Below are 14,717 nucleotides of genomic sequence, written 5' to 3'. Positions count from 1 at the left end.
TCACTCTGTCGTACAAAAGGGCGAACGCCCCTGGTGCGGGAGTCTTCAACGCTTCGGCTCCGCCTTGCCAGACTTGACGGTGAATGGATGCGCAAACGTGATGCTGTTTGGAGGGTTCCGTTATGCGGACGGCGGGTAACGGTGGTCGGACGGGGGCAATCGGGGACATCGTTCGCGAAGGTTGATCTTACGCCTGCTTCTACGCGCGAAGAACGCGGCCCCCCGGCCGCAGGGGGTGACGGGCGGTGAGCGTCAGAAGCGACCCGGCGCGGGCGGGTATCCGTACCCCGTCGCGGGGGCGGCCGCGGGGGCCGGCGCGTGCGCCTCACGGTCGTAGAAGGGGCGGGCGTTGGCGCGCAGCCACATCGCGACCGGGTCGTGCTCGTCGGACATCGCGACGGTCGACACGGGCAGTCCGTCCGGGACCGCGCCGAGGGACTGCTGCATCATCGCGCGCACCGCGTCCACGGCGGGCGGGGAGGCGTCGTACACGTCCAGGCCGATGGCGAGGTACGGGGCGCCCAGCGCAGGCTGCACCCAGGCGCGGCGCAGGGCGCGGACGGCCGGGGTGCGGTGGGCGTTCTGCGCGAGGAGGGCGTAGAACTGCGGGATCTCGATGGCCGGTTCGGACAGCCTCAGCGGCCCGGCGGGCTGGCGGTCCAGGCCGCCGGCGATCCGGCGCAGGTCGAGCCAGGGGATGCCGACGCCGCCGCCGGGGGCGTGCGGGTTCAGCCAGAGCCCGTAGTGGTCGGGATAGAGCGCGCGGGCCACTTCGAGGCCGTCGGCCACCTCGTACGACCGGTTCCAGCCGCTGGCCGACAGCTCCTGGGCGGAGGTGACGCAGGGCGCGTAGCCGAAGCCGTCGACCTCCATGTTCCCGTACTGGGCGTCCGGGGAGCCGGCCTGACCGTGCCACAGCAGCATCCAGACCTGGCCGGACGAGGGGGTCGCGAGTGCGCGCAGCAACGCCTCGTAGGCGTCGTAACGCCCGGGCGTCACCTGGCGCAGCATGTGCTCGACCTGTCCGGCCGCCGCGGTGCCAGCGCTCACTTGTATCGCCCCTCCGTACAACCCCAGCCGGCCAATGAACCTAGCTTAAGCCGCCCGCGCCCGGGCAGCCGCTGCGTGTGCGCGGCGCGGCTGCCCGGGGCCGGGTCACCGCTGGTGTTGGTAGAAGGGCCGGACGCGGGTGCGCATCCAGTCGCCCACCGGGTCCTGGGCCACGTCCAGGAGGACCAGGTTGACCGGCCACCGCACCGGCGTGCGGCCCAGGGCACGGCCCAGCGCGTCCATCGGCAGGGCTCGCGCGTCGCCCTCCCACTCGGAGAGTTCCACGCCGACGAAGAGCACGGGGTCGGCCGTCTCGATCGCGGCGAGGCAGCGGCGGGCGCTGGTCACCACGCCGAGGGAGGCGAACTCCTCCGCGGCCGCACCGAGGAAGTCCACCGGGTCGTCCTGCCAGTCGGGCTCGAACAGCCGGACCCGGCCGCCGCTCGCCGAGCCGTCCAGCGGGGTGCGTCCGGACCGGCACAGCTCGGCGACGGCCGCCGGCGGCAGCGGGATGCCGACCACGCCGCCGGGGTTCACCGCGATGCCGGCCTGCGGCGGCAGGCCGCGGGCGAACTCCACGGCGGGCGCGACGGTGTACGACATGTGGGAGCCGACGACCTGGCGGAACTGCTCCTCGGAGCTGAACACCGGGACGTACGCCTGGCCGTCGAGTTCCGTCGTGGGCAGGTCGAGCGGGCCGCTGTCCGGGCCGCCGCCGTTCGGCAGCGGTATCCAGACGAAGCTGCGGCCCAGCACCTCGATGATCCTGCCCCCGGCCGAGGGGACGCCGAGGGAGGCGGAGAGCACCTCCTCCAGCTCGTTGCCGGGCCATCCACCGTGCGGATGGGGATGCGCCTGCGCCGGGAAGTCCGCCGGGAAGTCCGCCGGGATGTCCATCTGCCTACCACCTGCCTGGAACCACTGCTGTGGCTGGAAAGGCTAACGGCTGCCGCGCGAACCGTGTCGGGTTCGATCAGTCCGTGAAGCCGATGCGGCGCAGCGCGTTCGCCGCGTCCCGGTCGATGAGGACCGCCGAACCGCAGCCGGCCGGCACGTCCGCGCGCTCCACGGCGCGCAGCAGCCGGTCGCTCGCCGCGCGGTGGCGCAGGAACGCGTACCGGGAGACCCCGCGCCCGCGCTCGCGCTGGCCGGCCAGCGCCTCCTGCGGTGTGACGTCGAGCAGCAGCAGATGCAGGGCCGCGCCCCGGCGGCGGGCCTCGCGGGCCAGCCAGCGGCGCACCCATGCCTGCGTCCCGCAGTCGTGGACGACGATCCCCTCGCCGGCCCGCAGCGCGCGGCGCAGCCCGGCGTAGTGGGAGAGGCGGACCAGCGGGCGGTACACGGCGTACGGCAGGAAGCGCGGCATACGGCGCTCCCAGCGGTCCCGGGTGTCCTGGGAGTCGATGCGGACGCCGCGTACCGCGCGCCGCATCAGCGTGGACTTGCCGCTGCCGGGCAGTCCGGTGACCACGACGAGGTCGCGGGGCCCGAAGAGCAGGGCGCGCGGGCTGCGGCCGGCCCGCTCCCGCAGATCGCGGACGACGGGCGCCGGCAGCGCGCCGCGGGCCCCCCGGACCTGAGCGGCCGGCTGCTGGGGCAGCGCGACCCCCGTGGTGGTGGCGCACGCCGTGGTCCTGTTCACCGTGATCGTCCTCCCCTGGGGCCAGGTACGAGTCCCAATCCCCACTGAGTGTAAAGAGAAGGTAATACCGGGCGCCTCTCGTTTCCGTCCGTTTCGTGAAACAGGCCTGTCACAGCCTGCTGTGACCGTGCCCGTACGCCCTGTGCGTCCCAGGGAAAGGGTCCCCCTGCCGGACCCCCGCGATGCGTGCAATGATGTGCGCGCCAACTGCATACCGGCCGTTTGAATCCGCGCGGGAGAGTCCCCGGCACCGTTTGCCGCCGGGGCGCCGAAGGAGCAAGTCCCTCCCTTGAATCTCTCAGGCCCCGTTACCGCGCGGGCGAGGCACATCTGAAAAGCGGGCCGCCGCAGCCGTGCTGCGCCGGCTCCACCCAAGGTGCAAGCCATGGTCCCTCCCCTGCGCGGACGGTCATGGCGAACCTCTCAGGTTCCGATGACAGATGGGGAGGACACGCCCTCGCCCGTCATGCCTTTGGGAGACCGACCGATGAGCAGTACCGAACCCCGCCGGACCGCGCTCGATGCCCTGCATCGTTCGCTCGGCGCGACGATGACCGACTTCGCCGGCTGGGACATGCCCCTGCGCTACGGCTCCGAGCGCGACGAGCACAACGCCGTGCGCACGCGGGCAGGCCTCTTCGACCTCTCGCACATGGGCGAGATCACGGTCACCGGCCCGGGGGCCGCCGCGCTCCTCGACCACGCCCTCGTCGGCAACATCGGGGGCGTCAGGCCCGGCCGCGCCCGCTACACCATGATCTGCCGCGAGGACGGCGGCATCCTGGACGACCTGATCGTCTACCGGCTGGGCGAGAGCGAGTACATGGTCGTCGCCAACGCCTCCAACGCCCAGGTGGTGCTGGACGCGCTGGTGGAGCGCTCGGCCGGCTTCGACGCCGAGGTGCGCGACGACCGGGACGCGTACGCGCTGCTCGCCGTGCAGGGTCCGGAGTCCCCCGGCATCCTCACGTCGCTCACCGACGCCGACCTGGACGGCCTGAAGTACTACGCCGGCCTGCCCGGCACCGTCGCCGGCGTCCCGGCCCTCATCGCCCGCACCGGCTACACCGGCGAGGACGGCTTCGAGCTGTTCGTGAAGCCGGAGCACGCGGTCGAACTGTGGCAGGCGCTGACCAAGGCGGGCGAGGGCACGGGCCTGGTCCCGTGCGGGCTGTCCTGCCGGGACACCCTGCGCCTGGAGGCGGGCATGCCGCTGTACGGGCACGAGCTGACCACCTCCCTCACACCCTTCGACGCCGGTCTCGGCCGGGTGGTGAAGTTCGAGAAGGAGGGCGACTTCGTGGGCCGCGCGGCGCTGACCGAGGCCGCCGAGCGCGCCGCCTCCGAGCCGCCCCGCGTCCTGGTCGGTCTGGTCGCCGAGGGCCGCCGGGTCCCGCGCGCCGGGTACGCGGTCGTCGCCGGCGGCGAGGTGATCGGCGAGGTCACCTCCGGCGCCCCCTCCCCGACGCTGGGCAAGCCGATCGCGATGGCCTACGTCGACGCCGCGCACGCGGCTCCGGGCACCGAGGGCGTCGGCGTGGACATCCGCGGCAGCCACGAGCCGTACGAGGTCGTGGCGCTGCCGTTCTACAAGCGGCAGAAGTGACACCGTCGTCACGGCGGCACCGTCGTGGCGGCACCCCGTCGTAGCGGCCCCCGGGCAGCCTCCCCGCGCCTGGGCCGGTCCACGCCGTTTTCGCGTCGCGCCTGCTCACGTGCGCTTCGCGCAAGTCCCCCGTCATCAGCAGTCCCCCGCGTACAGGAGAATTCAGGCCATGAGCAACCCCCAGCAGCTGCGTTACAGCAAGGAGCACGAGTGGCTGTCGGCCGCCGAGGACGGCGTGTCGGCGGTCGGCATCACGGAGCACGCGGCCAACGCGCTCGGCGACGTGGTCTTCGTCCAGCTCCCCGAGGTCGGTGACAGTGTGACGGCGGGCGAGACCTGCGGCGAGCTGGAGTCGACCAAGTCGGTCAGCGATCTGTACTCCCCGGTCAGCGGTGAGATCACCGAGGTCAACGAGGACGTCGTGAACGATCCGTCCCTGGTGAACTCGGCCCCCTTCGAGGGCGGCTGGCTGTTCAGGGTGCGGGTCACGGACGAGCCGGCCGACCTGCTCTCCGCCGCCGAGTACGACGCCCACATCGCGGGCTGAGGAGTCGTAGCCGCATGTCGCTTCTGAACACGCCCCTGCACGAGCTCGACCCGGCGGTGGCCGCCGCGGTCGACGCCGAACTGCGCCGCCAGCAGTCCACGCTCGAGATGATCGCCTCGGAGAACTTCGCCCCGGTCGCGGTCATGGAGGCCCAGGGCTCGGTCCTCACCAACAAGTACGCCGAGGGCTACCCCGGCCGCCGCTACTACGGCGGCTGCGAGCACGTCGACGTGGTCGAGCAGATCGCCATCGACCGGGTCAAGGAGCTCTTCGGCGCCGAGCACGCCAACGTGCAGCCGCACTCGGGCGCCCAGGCCAACGCCGCCGCGATGTTCGCGCTGCTCAAGCCCGGTGACACGATCATGGGCCTGAACCTCGCGCACGGCGGGCACCTGACCCACGGCATGAAGATCAACTTCTCCGGCAAGCTCTACGACGTGGTCGCGTACCACGTCGGCGACGACGGCCGGGTCGACATGGCCGAGGTCGAGCGCCTCGCCAAGGAGAACAAGCCGAAGCTGATCGTCGCCGGCTGGTCGGCGTACCCGCGTCAGCTGGACTTCGCCGCGTTCCGCCGGATCGCGGACGAGGTCGGCGCGTACCTCATGGTCGACATGGCGCACTTCGCCGGCCTGGTCGCCGCGGGTCTGCACCCGAACCCGGTGCCGCACGCCCACGTGGTGACGACCACCACGCACAAGACGCTGGGCGGCCCCCGCGGCGGTGTGATCCTCTCCACGGCCGAACTGGCCAAGAAGATCAACTCCGCGGTCTTCCCCGGCCAGCAGGGCGGCCCGCTGGAGCACGTGATCGCCGCCAAGGCCGTCGCCTTCAAGGTCTGTGCCTCGGAGGACTTCAAGGAGCGCCAGCGCCGCACCCTGGAGGGCGCCCGCATCCTGGCCGAGCGCCTGGTCGGGGACGACGTCAGGGCCGTCGGCGTGGACGTGCTGTCCGGCGGCACGGACGTGCACCTGGTCCTGGTGGACCTGCGCGACTCCGAGCTGGACGGTCAGCAGGCCGAGGACCGGCTCCACGAGGTCGGCATCACCGTGAACCGCAACGCGATCCCGAACGACCCGCGCCCGCCCATGGTCACCTCGGGCCTGCGCATCGGCACGCCCGCGCTGGCCACCCGCGGCTTCACGGCCGAGGACTTCGCCGAGGTCGCGGACGTGATCGCCGAGACGCTCAAGCCGTCGTACGACGTCGAGGCCCTCCGGGCACGGGTGACCGCTCTCGCCGAGAAGCACCCGCTGTACCCCGGTCTGAAGTAATTTCGTACGCTTTCCTTCGTACGGACATCCGGGGCATCGCGCACACTGGGTCAGTGAGCGCGGTGCCCCGCCCCATGCGGCGCGCACCCGTGTCCCCGCGCCCTTGTCGTTCCACCCCCTCCCCGGCGGACAGCGCCGTCCGCCGAACCCTTAGGAGTCCTGCCGTGGCCATCTCGGTCTTCGATCTGTTCTCGATCGGCATCGGCCCGTCCAGCTCGCACACGGTCGGTCCGATGCGGGCGGCCCGGATGTTCGCCCGGCGGCTGCGCAACGAGGGACGGCTCGACTCGGTCGCCTCGGTCCGGGCGGAGCTGTACGGCTCCCTGGGCGCCACCGGTCACGGCCACGGCACGCCCAAGGCGGTGCTGCTGGGCCTGGAGGGCGACTCGCCGCGCACGGTGGACGTGGAGTCGGCCGACGAACGGGTGGAGAAGATCAAGGACGGCGGCCGGATCCGCCTCCTCGGCGAGCACGAGATCCCCTTCTCCTTCGACGACGACATGGTGCTGCACCGCCGCAAGGCGCTCCCGTACCACGCCAACGGCATGACGCTGTGGGCGTACGACGCGGCCGGCGCGGACGTACTGTCCAAGACGTACTACTCGGTCGGCGGCGGATTCGTCGTGGACGAGGACGCGGTGGGCGCGGACCGCATCAAGCTCGACGACACGGTCCTGAAGTACCCCTTCCGCACGGGCGACGAGCTGCTGCGCCTCACCGAGGAGACCGGCCTGTCGATCTCCGCCCTGATGCTGGAGAACGAGCGCGCCTGGCGGACCGAGGAGGAGATCCGCGCGGGTCTGCTGGAGATCTGGCGCGTGATGCGGGCGTGCGTGTCGCGCGGCATGTCCCGCGAGGGCATCCTGCCCGGCGGCCTGAAGGTGCGCCGCCGCGCCGCGAAAACCGCCCGCAAGCTGCGCTCCGAGGGCGACCCGCAGGCCCTGGCCATGGAGTGGATCACGCTCTACGCGATGGCCGTGAACGAGGAGAACGCGGCCGGCGGCCGGGTCGTGACGGCGCCGACGAACGGCGCGGCGGGGATCATTCCGGCCGTCCTGCACTACTACGTCAACTTCGTCCCCGGCGCCGACGAGGAGGGCGTGGTCCGCTTCCTCCTCGCCGCCGGCGCGATCGGCATGCTCTTCAAGGAGAACGCCTCGATCTCCGGCGCCGAGGTCGGCTGCCAGGGCGAGGTCGGCTCCGCCTGCTCGATGGCGGCGGGCGCCCTCGCGGAGGTGCTGGGCGGCACGCCCGAGCAGGTCGAGAACGCCGCCGAGATCGGCATGGAACACAACCTCGGCCTGACCTGCGACCCGGTCGGCGGTCTGGTCCAGATCCCGTGCATCGAACGCAACGGCATGGCCGCGGTGAAGGCGGTCACGGCGGCCCGGATGGCGATGCGCGGCGACGGCTCCCACAAGGTGTCCCTGGACAAGGTCATCAAGACCATGAAGGACACCGGCGCGGACATGTCGGTCAAGTACAAGGAGACGGCGCGGGGCGGGCTCGCGGTGAACATCATCGAGTGCTGAACGGGGTTTCGCGTCAAAGCGGTTGAAGCGGGGAATAACACAATTCCCGTCCCCCCACGGCACCACACGGGAGACCCGCATGCTGCGTGGCATCGACGTGAGTTCCCACCAGTCCTCCTCGTACGACACGGACGGCCTTTCCTTCGTCTTCGTCAAGGCGACGGAGGGCCGTTCGTACGTGAACCCCAGGCTCGGCGCCCAGACCGGGACCGGCCGCGAGGCCGGTCTGGTCGTCGGGTTCTATCACTTTCTCTGGCCGGGCCATCTCACCGCCCAGGCCGAGTACTTCGTGAGCAAGGCGCCCGAGAAACGCGGGGACATCCTCGCGGTCGACTGGGAGACGACCGGTGACGGGACCCGTGCGAGCAATGCGGAGAAGGACCGCTTCCTTCGCAAGGTGAAGGAGCTGCGCCCGAACCACCGAGTCATTCTGTACTGCAATCGGGATTTCTGGCTCAACGTCGATACGACGTCCTATGCCGGTGACGGACTCTGGATAGCCGACTACGTCACCGCGGGCAAGCCCCGCATCAAGGCCACGTGGCGTTTCCACCAGTACACCGACGACCCGCTGGACAAGAACGTCGCCGACTTCTCCAGCAGGTCGGCGCTGAAGGAGTGGGCTGGGGGCGCCTAGGCGTCGTTCGGATCCGGCCGGCTTTCGGGGCTCGGCCGGATCCACGTCGGACAGACCCTAGCCGCGGAAGTCCGGTGTGCGGTGCGGGGAGGCCTCCGACAGGGCCTTGGTGACGGCCTCGGTGCCCGCGCGGAGGCCGTAGACCGGGGTGTCGGGCTGCTGGCGCCAGGAGTCGTCGATGCCGCCCGCGTCGACCGTGTCGAAGCCGAGTTCCTCGATCAGGGCCCGGACCTTCCGCTTGGCCGCCTCGTCGTCACCGGCGACGGGGAGGGCCAACCGGTCGGGGGCGCCTGCCGGGCGGTGGCGGTCCAGGATGTCCTGGGCGTACGTGCCGTTGAAGGCCTTGATCACCGGGTGGCCGAGCTGCCGTTCGGTCCAGCGGCTCTCGGTGAGGCCCTCGTCCTCGATGCCCGCGATCCTGCCGTCCCGCTGGCGGGGGTAGTAGTTGCCGGTGTCGATGACGGCCACGCCCTCCGCGGCCTCGTCGAACAGACCGGACGGCAGGCCCGCCACGGCCTTCAGCGGGATGGTGACCACCACGATCTCGGCGCCGCGCGCCGCGTCCTCGACCCGCACCGGGGTCGCGCCGGTCTCCTCGGCCAGATCCGTCAGCGTGTGCGGGCCGCGGGAGTTGGCGACGGAGACGTCGTGCCCGAGGGCGGTGAGCCGCCGGGTGAGATTTCCGCCGATGTTTCCCGCTCCGATGATGCCGATCTTCATGTCCGACTCGCCTCGCCCTTCCGGGGATCGGTGTCCGCTGCGGTTCCCCGCGGGAACCATGTGACCGGCACCAACCTCCCGGACGGGCGGGCTATTCCGGATCTACTTGTTCAGGTGGGCCCAGAACTCGTCGAACGACAGGAGCTTGTCGCCGTTCAGGTCGCGGGACTTGATCACGGCCTCCGCGACCGTCTCGGTGACGTTCCAGTCACCGCCCTGGGCCAGCGCGGTCTTGAACTCGGCAGCGGTGACGAATCCGTCCCCGTCCGTATCGATCCGCTCGAACTGCTTGCGCGCTTCCTCGATGTCCGCCACCGGTCCGCCCCTCGTCTCGTGCTGTGCCGTCCTACTGACGTGATCAGGTTAACGGGCCACGCGGACCTCCAGTGCGGCGACCACCCACGCGAACTCCCGCTCGTGTGCGGACGGGGGTTCCAGGCCGTTCACGAGGGCGGACAGCTCGCGGTAGCGGGCGAGGCGGACGTTCGTCGCCGCCGCGAGGCGTTCCAGTACGGCGGCCGGGTCGGCGTCGCCGATCAGCTCGCACAGGACGTCGCCGGCGCGGGGCGAGTCCGGCGCGACGCCCTCCCTCAGCGCGTCGCCCGCGAGCTGCACCAGGCGGCTCATGAACCACAGGGAGCTGCCGGAGGGGACGTCCGGTCCCCGGTCCGCCGCGTTGAACTCGATCATCTCGCGCAGGGTGGTCCGGAAGGCCGGGTCCTGGATGAGTTCGGCCAGCTCCACCCAGGCGTCCACCTGTTCGGGACTGGGGTCGTCGGGCAGGTTGGCCGCGGCGAAGCGCAGGCGGGTGCGGATGTCGGGGTCCGCCGTGTCGATGCCCTCGAAGATCTCCGCCATGAAGTCCTCGATGATGCGCCGTCGCTCGGCGGTGGACAATCGGGCCAGTTTGTTCATCAGTGTCGTCTCCTCGGCGGTCGAGCCGCGTCGTGCCACGGTCGACAGCACCGCACGGGTCATTTTCAGCGCCCGGATCTGCGCGTCGAGCGCGGCCACATGGGCCGCCGCGACCTGCGCGACCGTCGTCTCACCGGCCAGCACCCGGCGTACGTCGTCCAGCCCCAGGCCCAGCTCGCGCAGGGTGCGGACCAGTTCCAGGCGGGCGACGGAGCCGGCGTCGTAGAGCCGGTAGCCGCCCGCGGAACGGGCCACCGGGGGCAGGGCGCCCTCGTCGGACCAGTAGCGGATGGTGCGCACGGACAGTCCGGTGGCACGGGCGAGCTCGCCGATGGTGAGAAGTCCGGTGCCGTCATCGGTCATGTCCGGCAGTCTGGGCCTTCCAGTGGGTGGAGACTCAAGGAGCGGATGTGGTCGGTCACCGGCCGGCGGGTGCTCAGGCGCCGTTCCACCGCGACCACGGCTGAGGGCAGCGCGGGCGCCGCCCTGCGTCAGCGGTCCGCGACGCGCATCTCGAACCAGGTGGTCTTGCCCCGGGGCAGCAGGTCGACGCCCCAGCGGTCGGCCAGTCGGTCGACGAGGAAGATGCCTCGGCCGCTGACGTCCAGTTCCTGGACCGGCATGAGGCAGGGCAGGCCGCGGGACGGGTCGCGGACCTCGATGCGGATCGACCCGCGCCGCTGGCGCATCCGGAGGCCGAAGACACGGGCGCCGGTGTGGCGTACGGCGTTGCCGACGAGTTCGGAGACGAGCAGGACGGCGTCCTCGGTGGTCCTGGCGGTGAGGCCCCAGTGCCGCAGGATGACCACCTGGACGAGCCGGCGGGCGGTGGCGGCGGACTCCGGGCGGGACGGTAGCGGAACCTCTGCCTCCGCCGGGTTGCCGTACAACTCCAGCGCTTTCCAACCGCGTTCGTCCTCGACCGTCGGCGACCAGCGCGACGTGGTCGCACGTCCGTCTTCCCGCGGCTGATCCATGCCCTCCAGCCCCGCCATGCCCCCATGATGGCCGCCCGTGGGACCCTCCGTGGCCGTTCCGGGGGAATACGCCCCCCGTGCGCCCCCACCCGCCACCAGTCCGTCGGCATATGCCAAAGACACGTCGGAGTCGCCGACAGCCCGTCCTACCTGCGGAAAGAGAGCACTCTCAGGCAATCGACGGGCTCCCCCGACACGAACGGCTCAAGGGTGCGTCAAGGCTGCCATGAACCGCCCCATCGAGGGACCCGGATGAGACACCGCGTCAATTGCAAGTCTTCGAAGGAAGTTTCGGAGGGTCAGCCGAACTTCGCCTTGCCGGGGCCCTCCTCCACGAAGCTGCGCATCCCCCGCTCACGGTCCTCGGTGGCGAACAGGCCCGCGAACCAGTTGCGTTCCACGGTCAGACCGGTGTCGATGTCGGTCTCCAGCCCGGCGTCGATCGACTCCTTGGCCGCGCGCAGCGCGATCGCCGGGCCCTGGGCCAGCTTCGCGGCCCAGGCGTGCGCCTGCTCGTAGACCTCCGCGGCGGGGACCACCCGGTCCACCAGGCCGAGCGACAGCGCCTCGTCGGCCCGGACCTGACGGCCCGTGAAGATGAGGTCCTTCGCCTTGGAGGGGCCGATCAGCCGGGACAGGCGCTGGGTGCCGCCCGCGCCCGGGATGAGGCCGAGCAGGATCTCGGGCTGGCCCAGCTTGGCGTTCTCCCCGGCGATGCGGTAGTCGGCGCAGAGCGCCAGTTCGCAGCCTCCGCCGAGCGCGTAGCCGGTGACGGCGGCGACGACCGGCTTGGGGATGCGGGCCACGGCCGTGAAGGAGTCCTGCAGGGCGCGGGCGCGCGCGACCATCGCCGCGTGGTCCATGGCCTGCATCTCCTTGATGTCCGCGCCCGCCGCGAACACCTTCTCGCCGCCGTGGATCACGACGGCGCGCACGTCGTCGCGGCGGGCGGCCTCCTCGGCGAGTTCCTTCAGCCGGTCCTGGGTGGCGATGTCCAGCGCGTTCATGGGCGGGCGGTCCAGGCGCAGCGTGCCGACGCCCTCGGCGACTTCGAGATGTACGGTCATGCCAGCAGGTTAACGGTGACTAACGGCTACGGCCCCGGTGCCGTACCTCACATGCACCGGGGCCGTACCGATCGCGCAGGGCTATGCCTTCCACTTCTCCCAGGACATGTTCCAGCCGTTGAGGCCGTTGTCCGGGGCGATGGTGGCGTCGTCGGAGTTCTTGACCTCCACGACGTCGCCGAGCAGCGAGTTGTCGAAGAACCAGGCGGCCGGTGCCTTCTTGTCCCAGCCGCCGCGGACGTCGCGCAGCCCGACGCAGCCGTGGCTGGCGTTGCGGTTGCCGAAGGCGTCGCCGCCCCAGTAGTTGCCGTGGATGAAGGTGCCGGAGGTGGACAGGCGCATGGCGTGCGGGACGTCCTTGATGTCGTACTCGCCGCCGTAGCCGACCGTCTCGCCGTTCATCCGGGTCACCGTCAGCTTCTCGCTGATGACCATCTTGCCGTTCCAGGTCTCGTAGCCGGGGGCGCCGGTGGTGACCGGGATGGTCTTGACGACCTTGCCGTCCCGCATGACCTTCATCGTGAGCTTCTTGGCGTCGACGACGGAGACCTGGCTGCGGCCGACGGTGAAGGAGACGGTCTTGGACTGCTTGCCGTAGACGCCGTCGCGGCCCTCGACGCCGTCGAGGTTGAGGTCGACGGTGACCTTGGTGCCGGCCTTCCAGTACTTCTCCGGACGGAAGTCGAGGCGGTCGTTGCCGAACCAGTGGCCCTCGACCTCGACGGCCGGCTCGGTGGTGATGCGGATGGCCTTCTCGACGTCCTCGGGGTGGGTGATGCCCCGGGTGAAGCGGAGCGAGAACGGCATTCCGACGCCGACCTCGGAGCCGTCCTCCGGGGTGAAGCTGCCGACGAAGGTGTTCTTCGGCGTCAGGGTGGTGAAGCTGGAGTCCTCGGCCGCGGTGCGGCCCTCGGAGTCCTTCGCGACCGCGTGCACCGTGTACTTGGTGGAGGCGGCCAGGTGGGTCGACGGCGTCCAGGAGGCGCCGTCGCCGGATATCTTCCCGTCTATCGTCTCTCCGTCCGGGTCCTTGACGACGACCTCGGTCAGCTTGCCCTTGTCGGCGGTCACCTTCAGCGCGCCGCTGGTCCGCACGGACTTGGCGCCGTCCTCGGGCGCGATGCCGACCACGGCCTCGGACTGCTTGCTCTGCGCCGCGGTGGAGTCCTTGCCCTTGCCGCCGCCGTCGCCCGAGCCGGACCCCGAGTCCGGTCCTCCGCCGCCGCAGGCGGTGACCGCCAGCATCACGCCGAGTGCCAGCGCCGCCAGCCTCCTGCCGCCCCGCCCCCGCGCGCCACCCGACGCCGCCCCCGATATGGGCCCCACGTTCAACTTGTTCTCCCCTCGGCGGGCCCAGGCTCTGCCGTCGAATTGGCCTGCCCGACCCGCGCCCCCGCGCGCCCCTCGCGCGCACGGCGCATAGTAACCACAGGCCAGGGGCGCAGAACGCGACGGGTTTGTCACCGTTCCGTTCCAACTTCCCCGGCCCGCCCGAGGGTCAGTTCACCGCGCCGCCCGCCTTCCACCGCTTCCAGTTCATGTTCCAGCCGCCGAGGCCGTTGTCCGGGGCGACCTTCTTGTCCTTGCTGTTGACGACCTCGACGACGTCGCCGACGAGGCTGCGGTCGAAGAACCAGCCCGCCGGGGTGTCCGCGCCGCCGCCCTTCACATCGCGCAGGCCGACGCAGCCGTGGCTGACGTTGGAGCGGCCGAAGACGTCGGTTTCGGCCCAGTAGTTGCCGTGCAGGAAGGTGCCGGAAGAGGTCAGGCGGATGGCGTGCGGGACGTCGGGGATGTCGTACTCGCCGCCGAAGCCGACCGTGCGGCTGTCCATACGGGTGACCTCGAGCATCTCGGTGATCACCATCTTGCCGTTGTACGTGGGGGTCTTCCGCTCCCCCGCCGTGATCGGCACGGTGGCCAGCAGTTCCCCGTCCCGTCGTACCCGCATGGTGTGTGCGGCGGCGTCGACCACCGAGACCTGGCTGCGGCCGACGGTGAAGGTGAAGGTCCGGTGCTGGAGGCCGTAGACGCCGGGTGCTCCCTCGACGTCGCGCAGCCGCAGGTCGACGGTGACCCGGGTGCCGGGTTTCCAGTAGTGCTCGGGGCGGAAGTCCAGGCGGGAGCCGCCGAACCAGTGCGGGCGGATCTCCACGGCCGGGCGGGCGGTGACCCGTACGGCGCGTTCGACGGCGGCACGGTGGACGATCTTCCGGTTGAACTCCAGGGAGACGATCATGCCGGTCCCGACGGTGGAACGGTCCTCCGGGGCGACGTAGCCGATGAAGCGTTCCTCCGGGACATGGGTCGTAAAAGTGGTGTGCCGGGCGGAACGGCGGCCGTCGCCGTCCACGGCCACCGCGTCGACGGTGTACTTCGCGGCCAGCGCCAGCCGTTCGTCGTCCGGCTTCCAGGTCAGCCCGTCGGCGGAGATCCGCCCGGGGACCGGGGACTCCCGCGCGTCCCGGGACACGACGGCCTTCACCGACTCCAGCCGCCCGTCCGGCACCCGCACCCGCAGCTCGGCGTCGGGGCGTACGTCCTTACTGCCGTCGTCGGGGGCGACGCGGATGGCGTCCCCGGCGGCCGGCGGCCCGAACGCCCCGCCGATCGGGCCGTCCGCGGTACAGCCGACGGCTCCGGTCAGCAGTCCTGCCCATGTCACTACGGCGGCCAGCACGGCCCTCGCGCGCCGTGCGCGCCCTTGTACGTACCTCACGGGGTACCCAACGACCGGCCTCGCCTCCGGG

The 14,717-nt window shown here is 71.2% G+C and carries 15 protein-coding genes and 2 riboswitches; of the genes, 5 read left to right on the top strand and 10 right to left on the bottom strand.

Annotated elements, in window-relative coordinates:
- Positions 1-252: 252 nt before the first annotated feature.
- The 3 genes from IE178_RS18110 to IE178_RS18100 all read right to left on the bottom strand — a co-directional run bounded on the left by IE178_RS18110 (position 253) and on the right by IE178_RS18100 (position 2,692).
- On the bottom strand, positions 253-1,011 hold the full coding sequence (locus IE178_RS18110; protein WP_184764230.1) for an enhanced serine sensitivity protein SseB C-terminal domain-containing protein: 759 nt from the start codon (positions 1,009-1,011) through the stop codon (positions 253-255).
- 144 nt (positions 1,012-1,155) lie between these two features.
- Positions 1,156-1,947 (bottom strand): enhanced serine sensitivity protein SseB, encoded by a 792-nt coding sequence (locus tag IE178_RS18105; protein WP_184764029.1) that lies wholly within the window; start codon positions 1,945-1,947, stop codon positions 1,156-1,158.
- A gap of 76 nt (positions 1,948-2,023) precedes the next feature.
- Positions 2,024-2,692, bottom strand: a complete 669-nt coding sequence (locus tag IE178_RS18100; protein ID WP_193513048.1) for an AAA family ATPase — start codon at positions 2,690-2,692, stop codon at positions 2,024-2,026.
- A gap of 223 nt (positions 2,693-2,915) precedes the next feature.
- A riboswitch (glycine riboswitch) is annotated at positions 2,916-3,016 on the top strand.
- A riboswitch (glycine riboswitch) is annotated at positions 3,017-3,142 on the top strand. It abuts the riboswitch before it with no gap.
- Between the two features lie 37 nt (positions 3,143-3,179).
- On the opposite strand from IE178_RS18100, the gene gcvT reads away from it, so the two are divergent.
- From gcvT to IE178_RS18075, 5 genes are all read left to right on the top strand, one after another.
- Positions 3,180-4,298, top strand: a complete 1,119-nt coding sequence (gcvT, locus tag IE178_RS18095; RefSeq protein WP_193513047.1) for a glycine cleavage system aminomethyltransferase GcvT — start codon at positions 3,180-3,182, stop codon at positions 4,296-4,298.
- Between the two features lie 169 nt (positions 4,299-4,467).
- Complete coding sequence (gcvH, locus tag IE178_RS18090) at positions 4,468-4,845, top strand: glycine cleavage system protein GcvH (RefSeq protein ID WP_184764026.1); 378 nt, start codon at positions 4,468-4,470, stop codon at positions 4,843-4,845.
- Positions 4,846-4,859: 14 nt separating this feature from the next.
- Positions 4,860-6,119, top strand: coding sequence for a serine hydroxymethyltransferase (gene glyA, locus IE178_RS18085; protein ID WP_184764025.1), 1,260 nt, complete (start codon positions 4,860-4,862; stop codon positions 6,117-6,119).
- Positions 6,120-6,283: 164 nt separating this feature from the next.
- Positions 6,284-7,651, top strand: a complete 1,368-nt coding sequence (locus tag IE178_RS18080) for an L-serine ammonia-lyase (protein ID WP_193513046.1) — start codon at positions 6,284-6,286, stop codon at positions 7,649-7,651.
- A 79-nt stretch (positions 7,652-7,730) separates the two neighbouring features.
- On the top strand, positions 7,731-8,288 hold the full coding sequence (locus tag IE178_RS18075) for a glycoside hydrolase family 25 protein (protein WP_193513045.1): 558 nt from the start codon (positions 7,731-7,733) through the stop codon (positions 8,286-8,288).
- 57 nt (positions 8,289-8,345) lie between these two features.
- Here IE178_RS18075 and IE178_RS18070 read toward each other — a convergent pair whose 3' ends face one another.
- The 7 genes from IE178_RS18070 to IE178_RS18040 all read right to left on the bottom strand — a co-directional run bounded on the left by IE178_RS18070 (position 8,346) and on the right by IE178_RS18040 (position 14,686).
- Positions 8,346-9,068, bottom strand: coding sequence for an NADPH-dependent F420 reductase (locus IE178_RS18070; protein WP_193513044.1), 723 nt, complete (start codon positions 9,066-9,068; stop codon positions 8,346-8,348).
- 42 nt (positions 9,069-9,110) lie between these two features.
- Entirely contained in the window at positions 9,111-9,323 is a 213-nt protein-coding gene (locus tag IE178_RS18065; RefSeq protein ID WP_184764021.1) for an EF-hand domain-containing protein, read from the bottom strand.
- 48 nt (positions 9,324-9,371) lie between these two features.
- Positions 9,372-10,286 (bottom strand): helix-turn-helix domain-containing protein, encoded by a 915-nt coding sequence (locus IE178_RS18060; protein WP_193513043.1) that lies wholly within the window; start codon positions 10,284-10,286, stop codon positions 9,372-9,374.
- A 128-nt stretch (positions 10,287-10,414) separates the two neighbouring features.
- On the bottom strand, positions 10,415-11,023 hold the full coding sequence (locus tag IE178_RS18055; RefSeq protein ID WP_193513042.1) for an ATP-binding protein: 609 nt from the start codon (positions 11,021-11,023) through the stop codon (positions 10,415-10,417).
- A gap of 176 nt (positions 11,024-11,199) precedes the next feature.
- Positions 11,200-11,967: an enoyl-CoA hydratase/isomerase family protein gene (locus IE178_RS18050; protein ID WP_184764018.1), complete on the bottom strand. Its 768-nt coding sequence runs from the start codon at positions 11,965-11,967 to the stop codon at positions 11,200-11,202.
- 81 nt (positions 11,968-12,048) lie between these two features.
- Positions 12,049-13,299 (bottom strand): L,D-transpeptidase, encoded by a 1,251-nt coding sequence (locus tag IE178_RS18045; RefSeq protein WP_193513041.1) that lies wholly within the window; start codon positions 13,297-13,299, stop codon positions 12,049-12,051.
- 166 nt (positions 13,300-13,465) lie between these two features.
- The gene (locus IE178_RS18040; RefSeq protein WP_193513040.1) at positions 13,466-14,686 is read right to left on the bottom strand and encodes a L,D-transpeptidase; all 1,221 of its coding nucleotides are present in this window, start codon (positions 14,684-14,686) and stop codon (positions 13,466-13,468) included.
- Between the last annotated feature and the right edge of the window lie 31 nt (positions 14,687-14,717).

It is taken from the genome of Streptomyces griseoloalbus, from assembly GCA_014650015.1.
GTDB classification, from domain to species: Bacteria; Actinomycetota; Actinomycetes; order Streptomycetales; family Streptomycetaceae; genus Streptomyces; species Streptomyces griseoloalbus.
The sequence above is the reverse complement of the archived record's forward strand: the minus strand, read 5'-3'. Positions and strand labels throughout refer to the sequence as shown.

Bases quoted from the DNA above. Each gene is read 5' to 3' on its own strand.
- IE178_RS18075 (WP_193513045.1), top strand. From the start codon at position 7,731: ATGCTGCGTGGCATCGACGTGAGTTCCCACCAGTCCTCCTCGTACGAC.
- glyA (WP_184764025.1), top strand. From the start codon at position 4,860: ATGTCGCTTCTGAACACGCCCCTGCACGAGCTCGACCCGGCGGTGGCC.
- gcvT (WP_193513047.1), top strand. From the start codon at position 3,180: ATGAGCAGTACCGAACCCCGCCGGACCGCGCTCGATGCCCTGCATCGT.
- IE178_RS18070 (WP_193513044.1), bottom strand. From the start codon at position 9,068: ATGGTTCCCGCGGGGAACCGCAGCGGACACCGATCCCCGGAAGGGCGA.
- IE178_RS18105 (WP_184764029.1), bottom strand. From the start codon at position 1,947: ATGGACATCCCGGCGGACTTCCCGGCGGACTTCCCGGCGCAGGCGCAT.
- IE178_RS18050 (WP_184764018.1), bottom strand. From the start codon at position 11,967: ATGACCGTACATCTCGAAGTCGCCGAGGGCGTCGGCACGCTGCGCCTG.
- IE178_RS18110 (WP_184764230.1), bottom strand. From the start codon at position 1,011: ATGCTGCGCCAGGTGACGCCCGGGCGTTACGACGCCTACGAGGCGTTG.
- IE178_RS18060 (WP_193513043.1), bottom strand. From the start codon at position 10,286: ATGACCGATGACGGCACCGGACTTCTCACCATCGGCGAGCTCGCCCGT.
- gcvH (WP_184764026.1), top strand. From the start codon at position 4,468: ATGAGCAACCCCCAGCAGCTGCGTTACAGCAAGGAGCACGAGTGGCTG.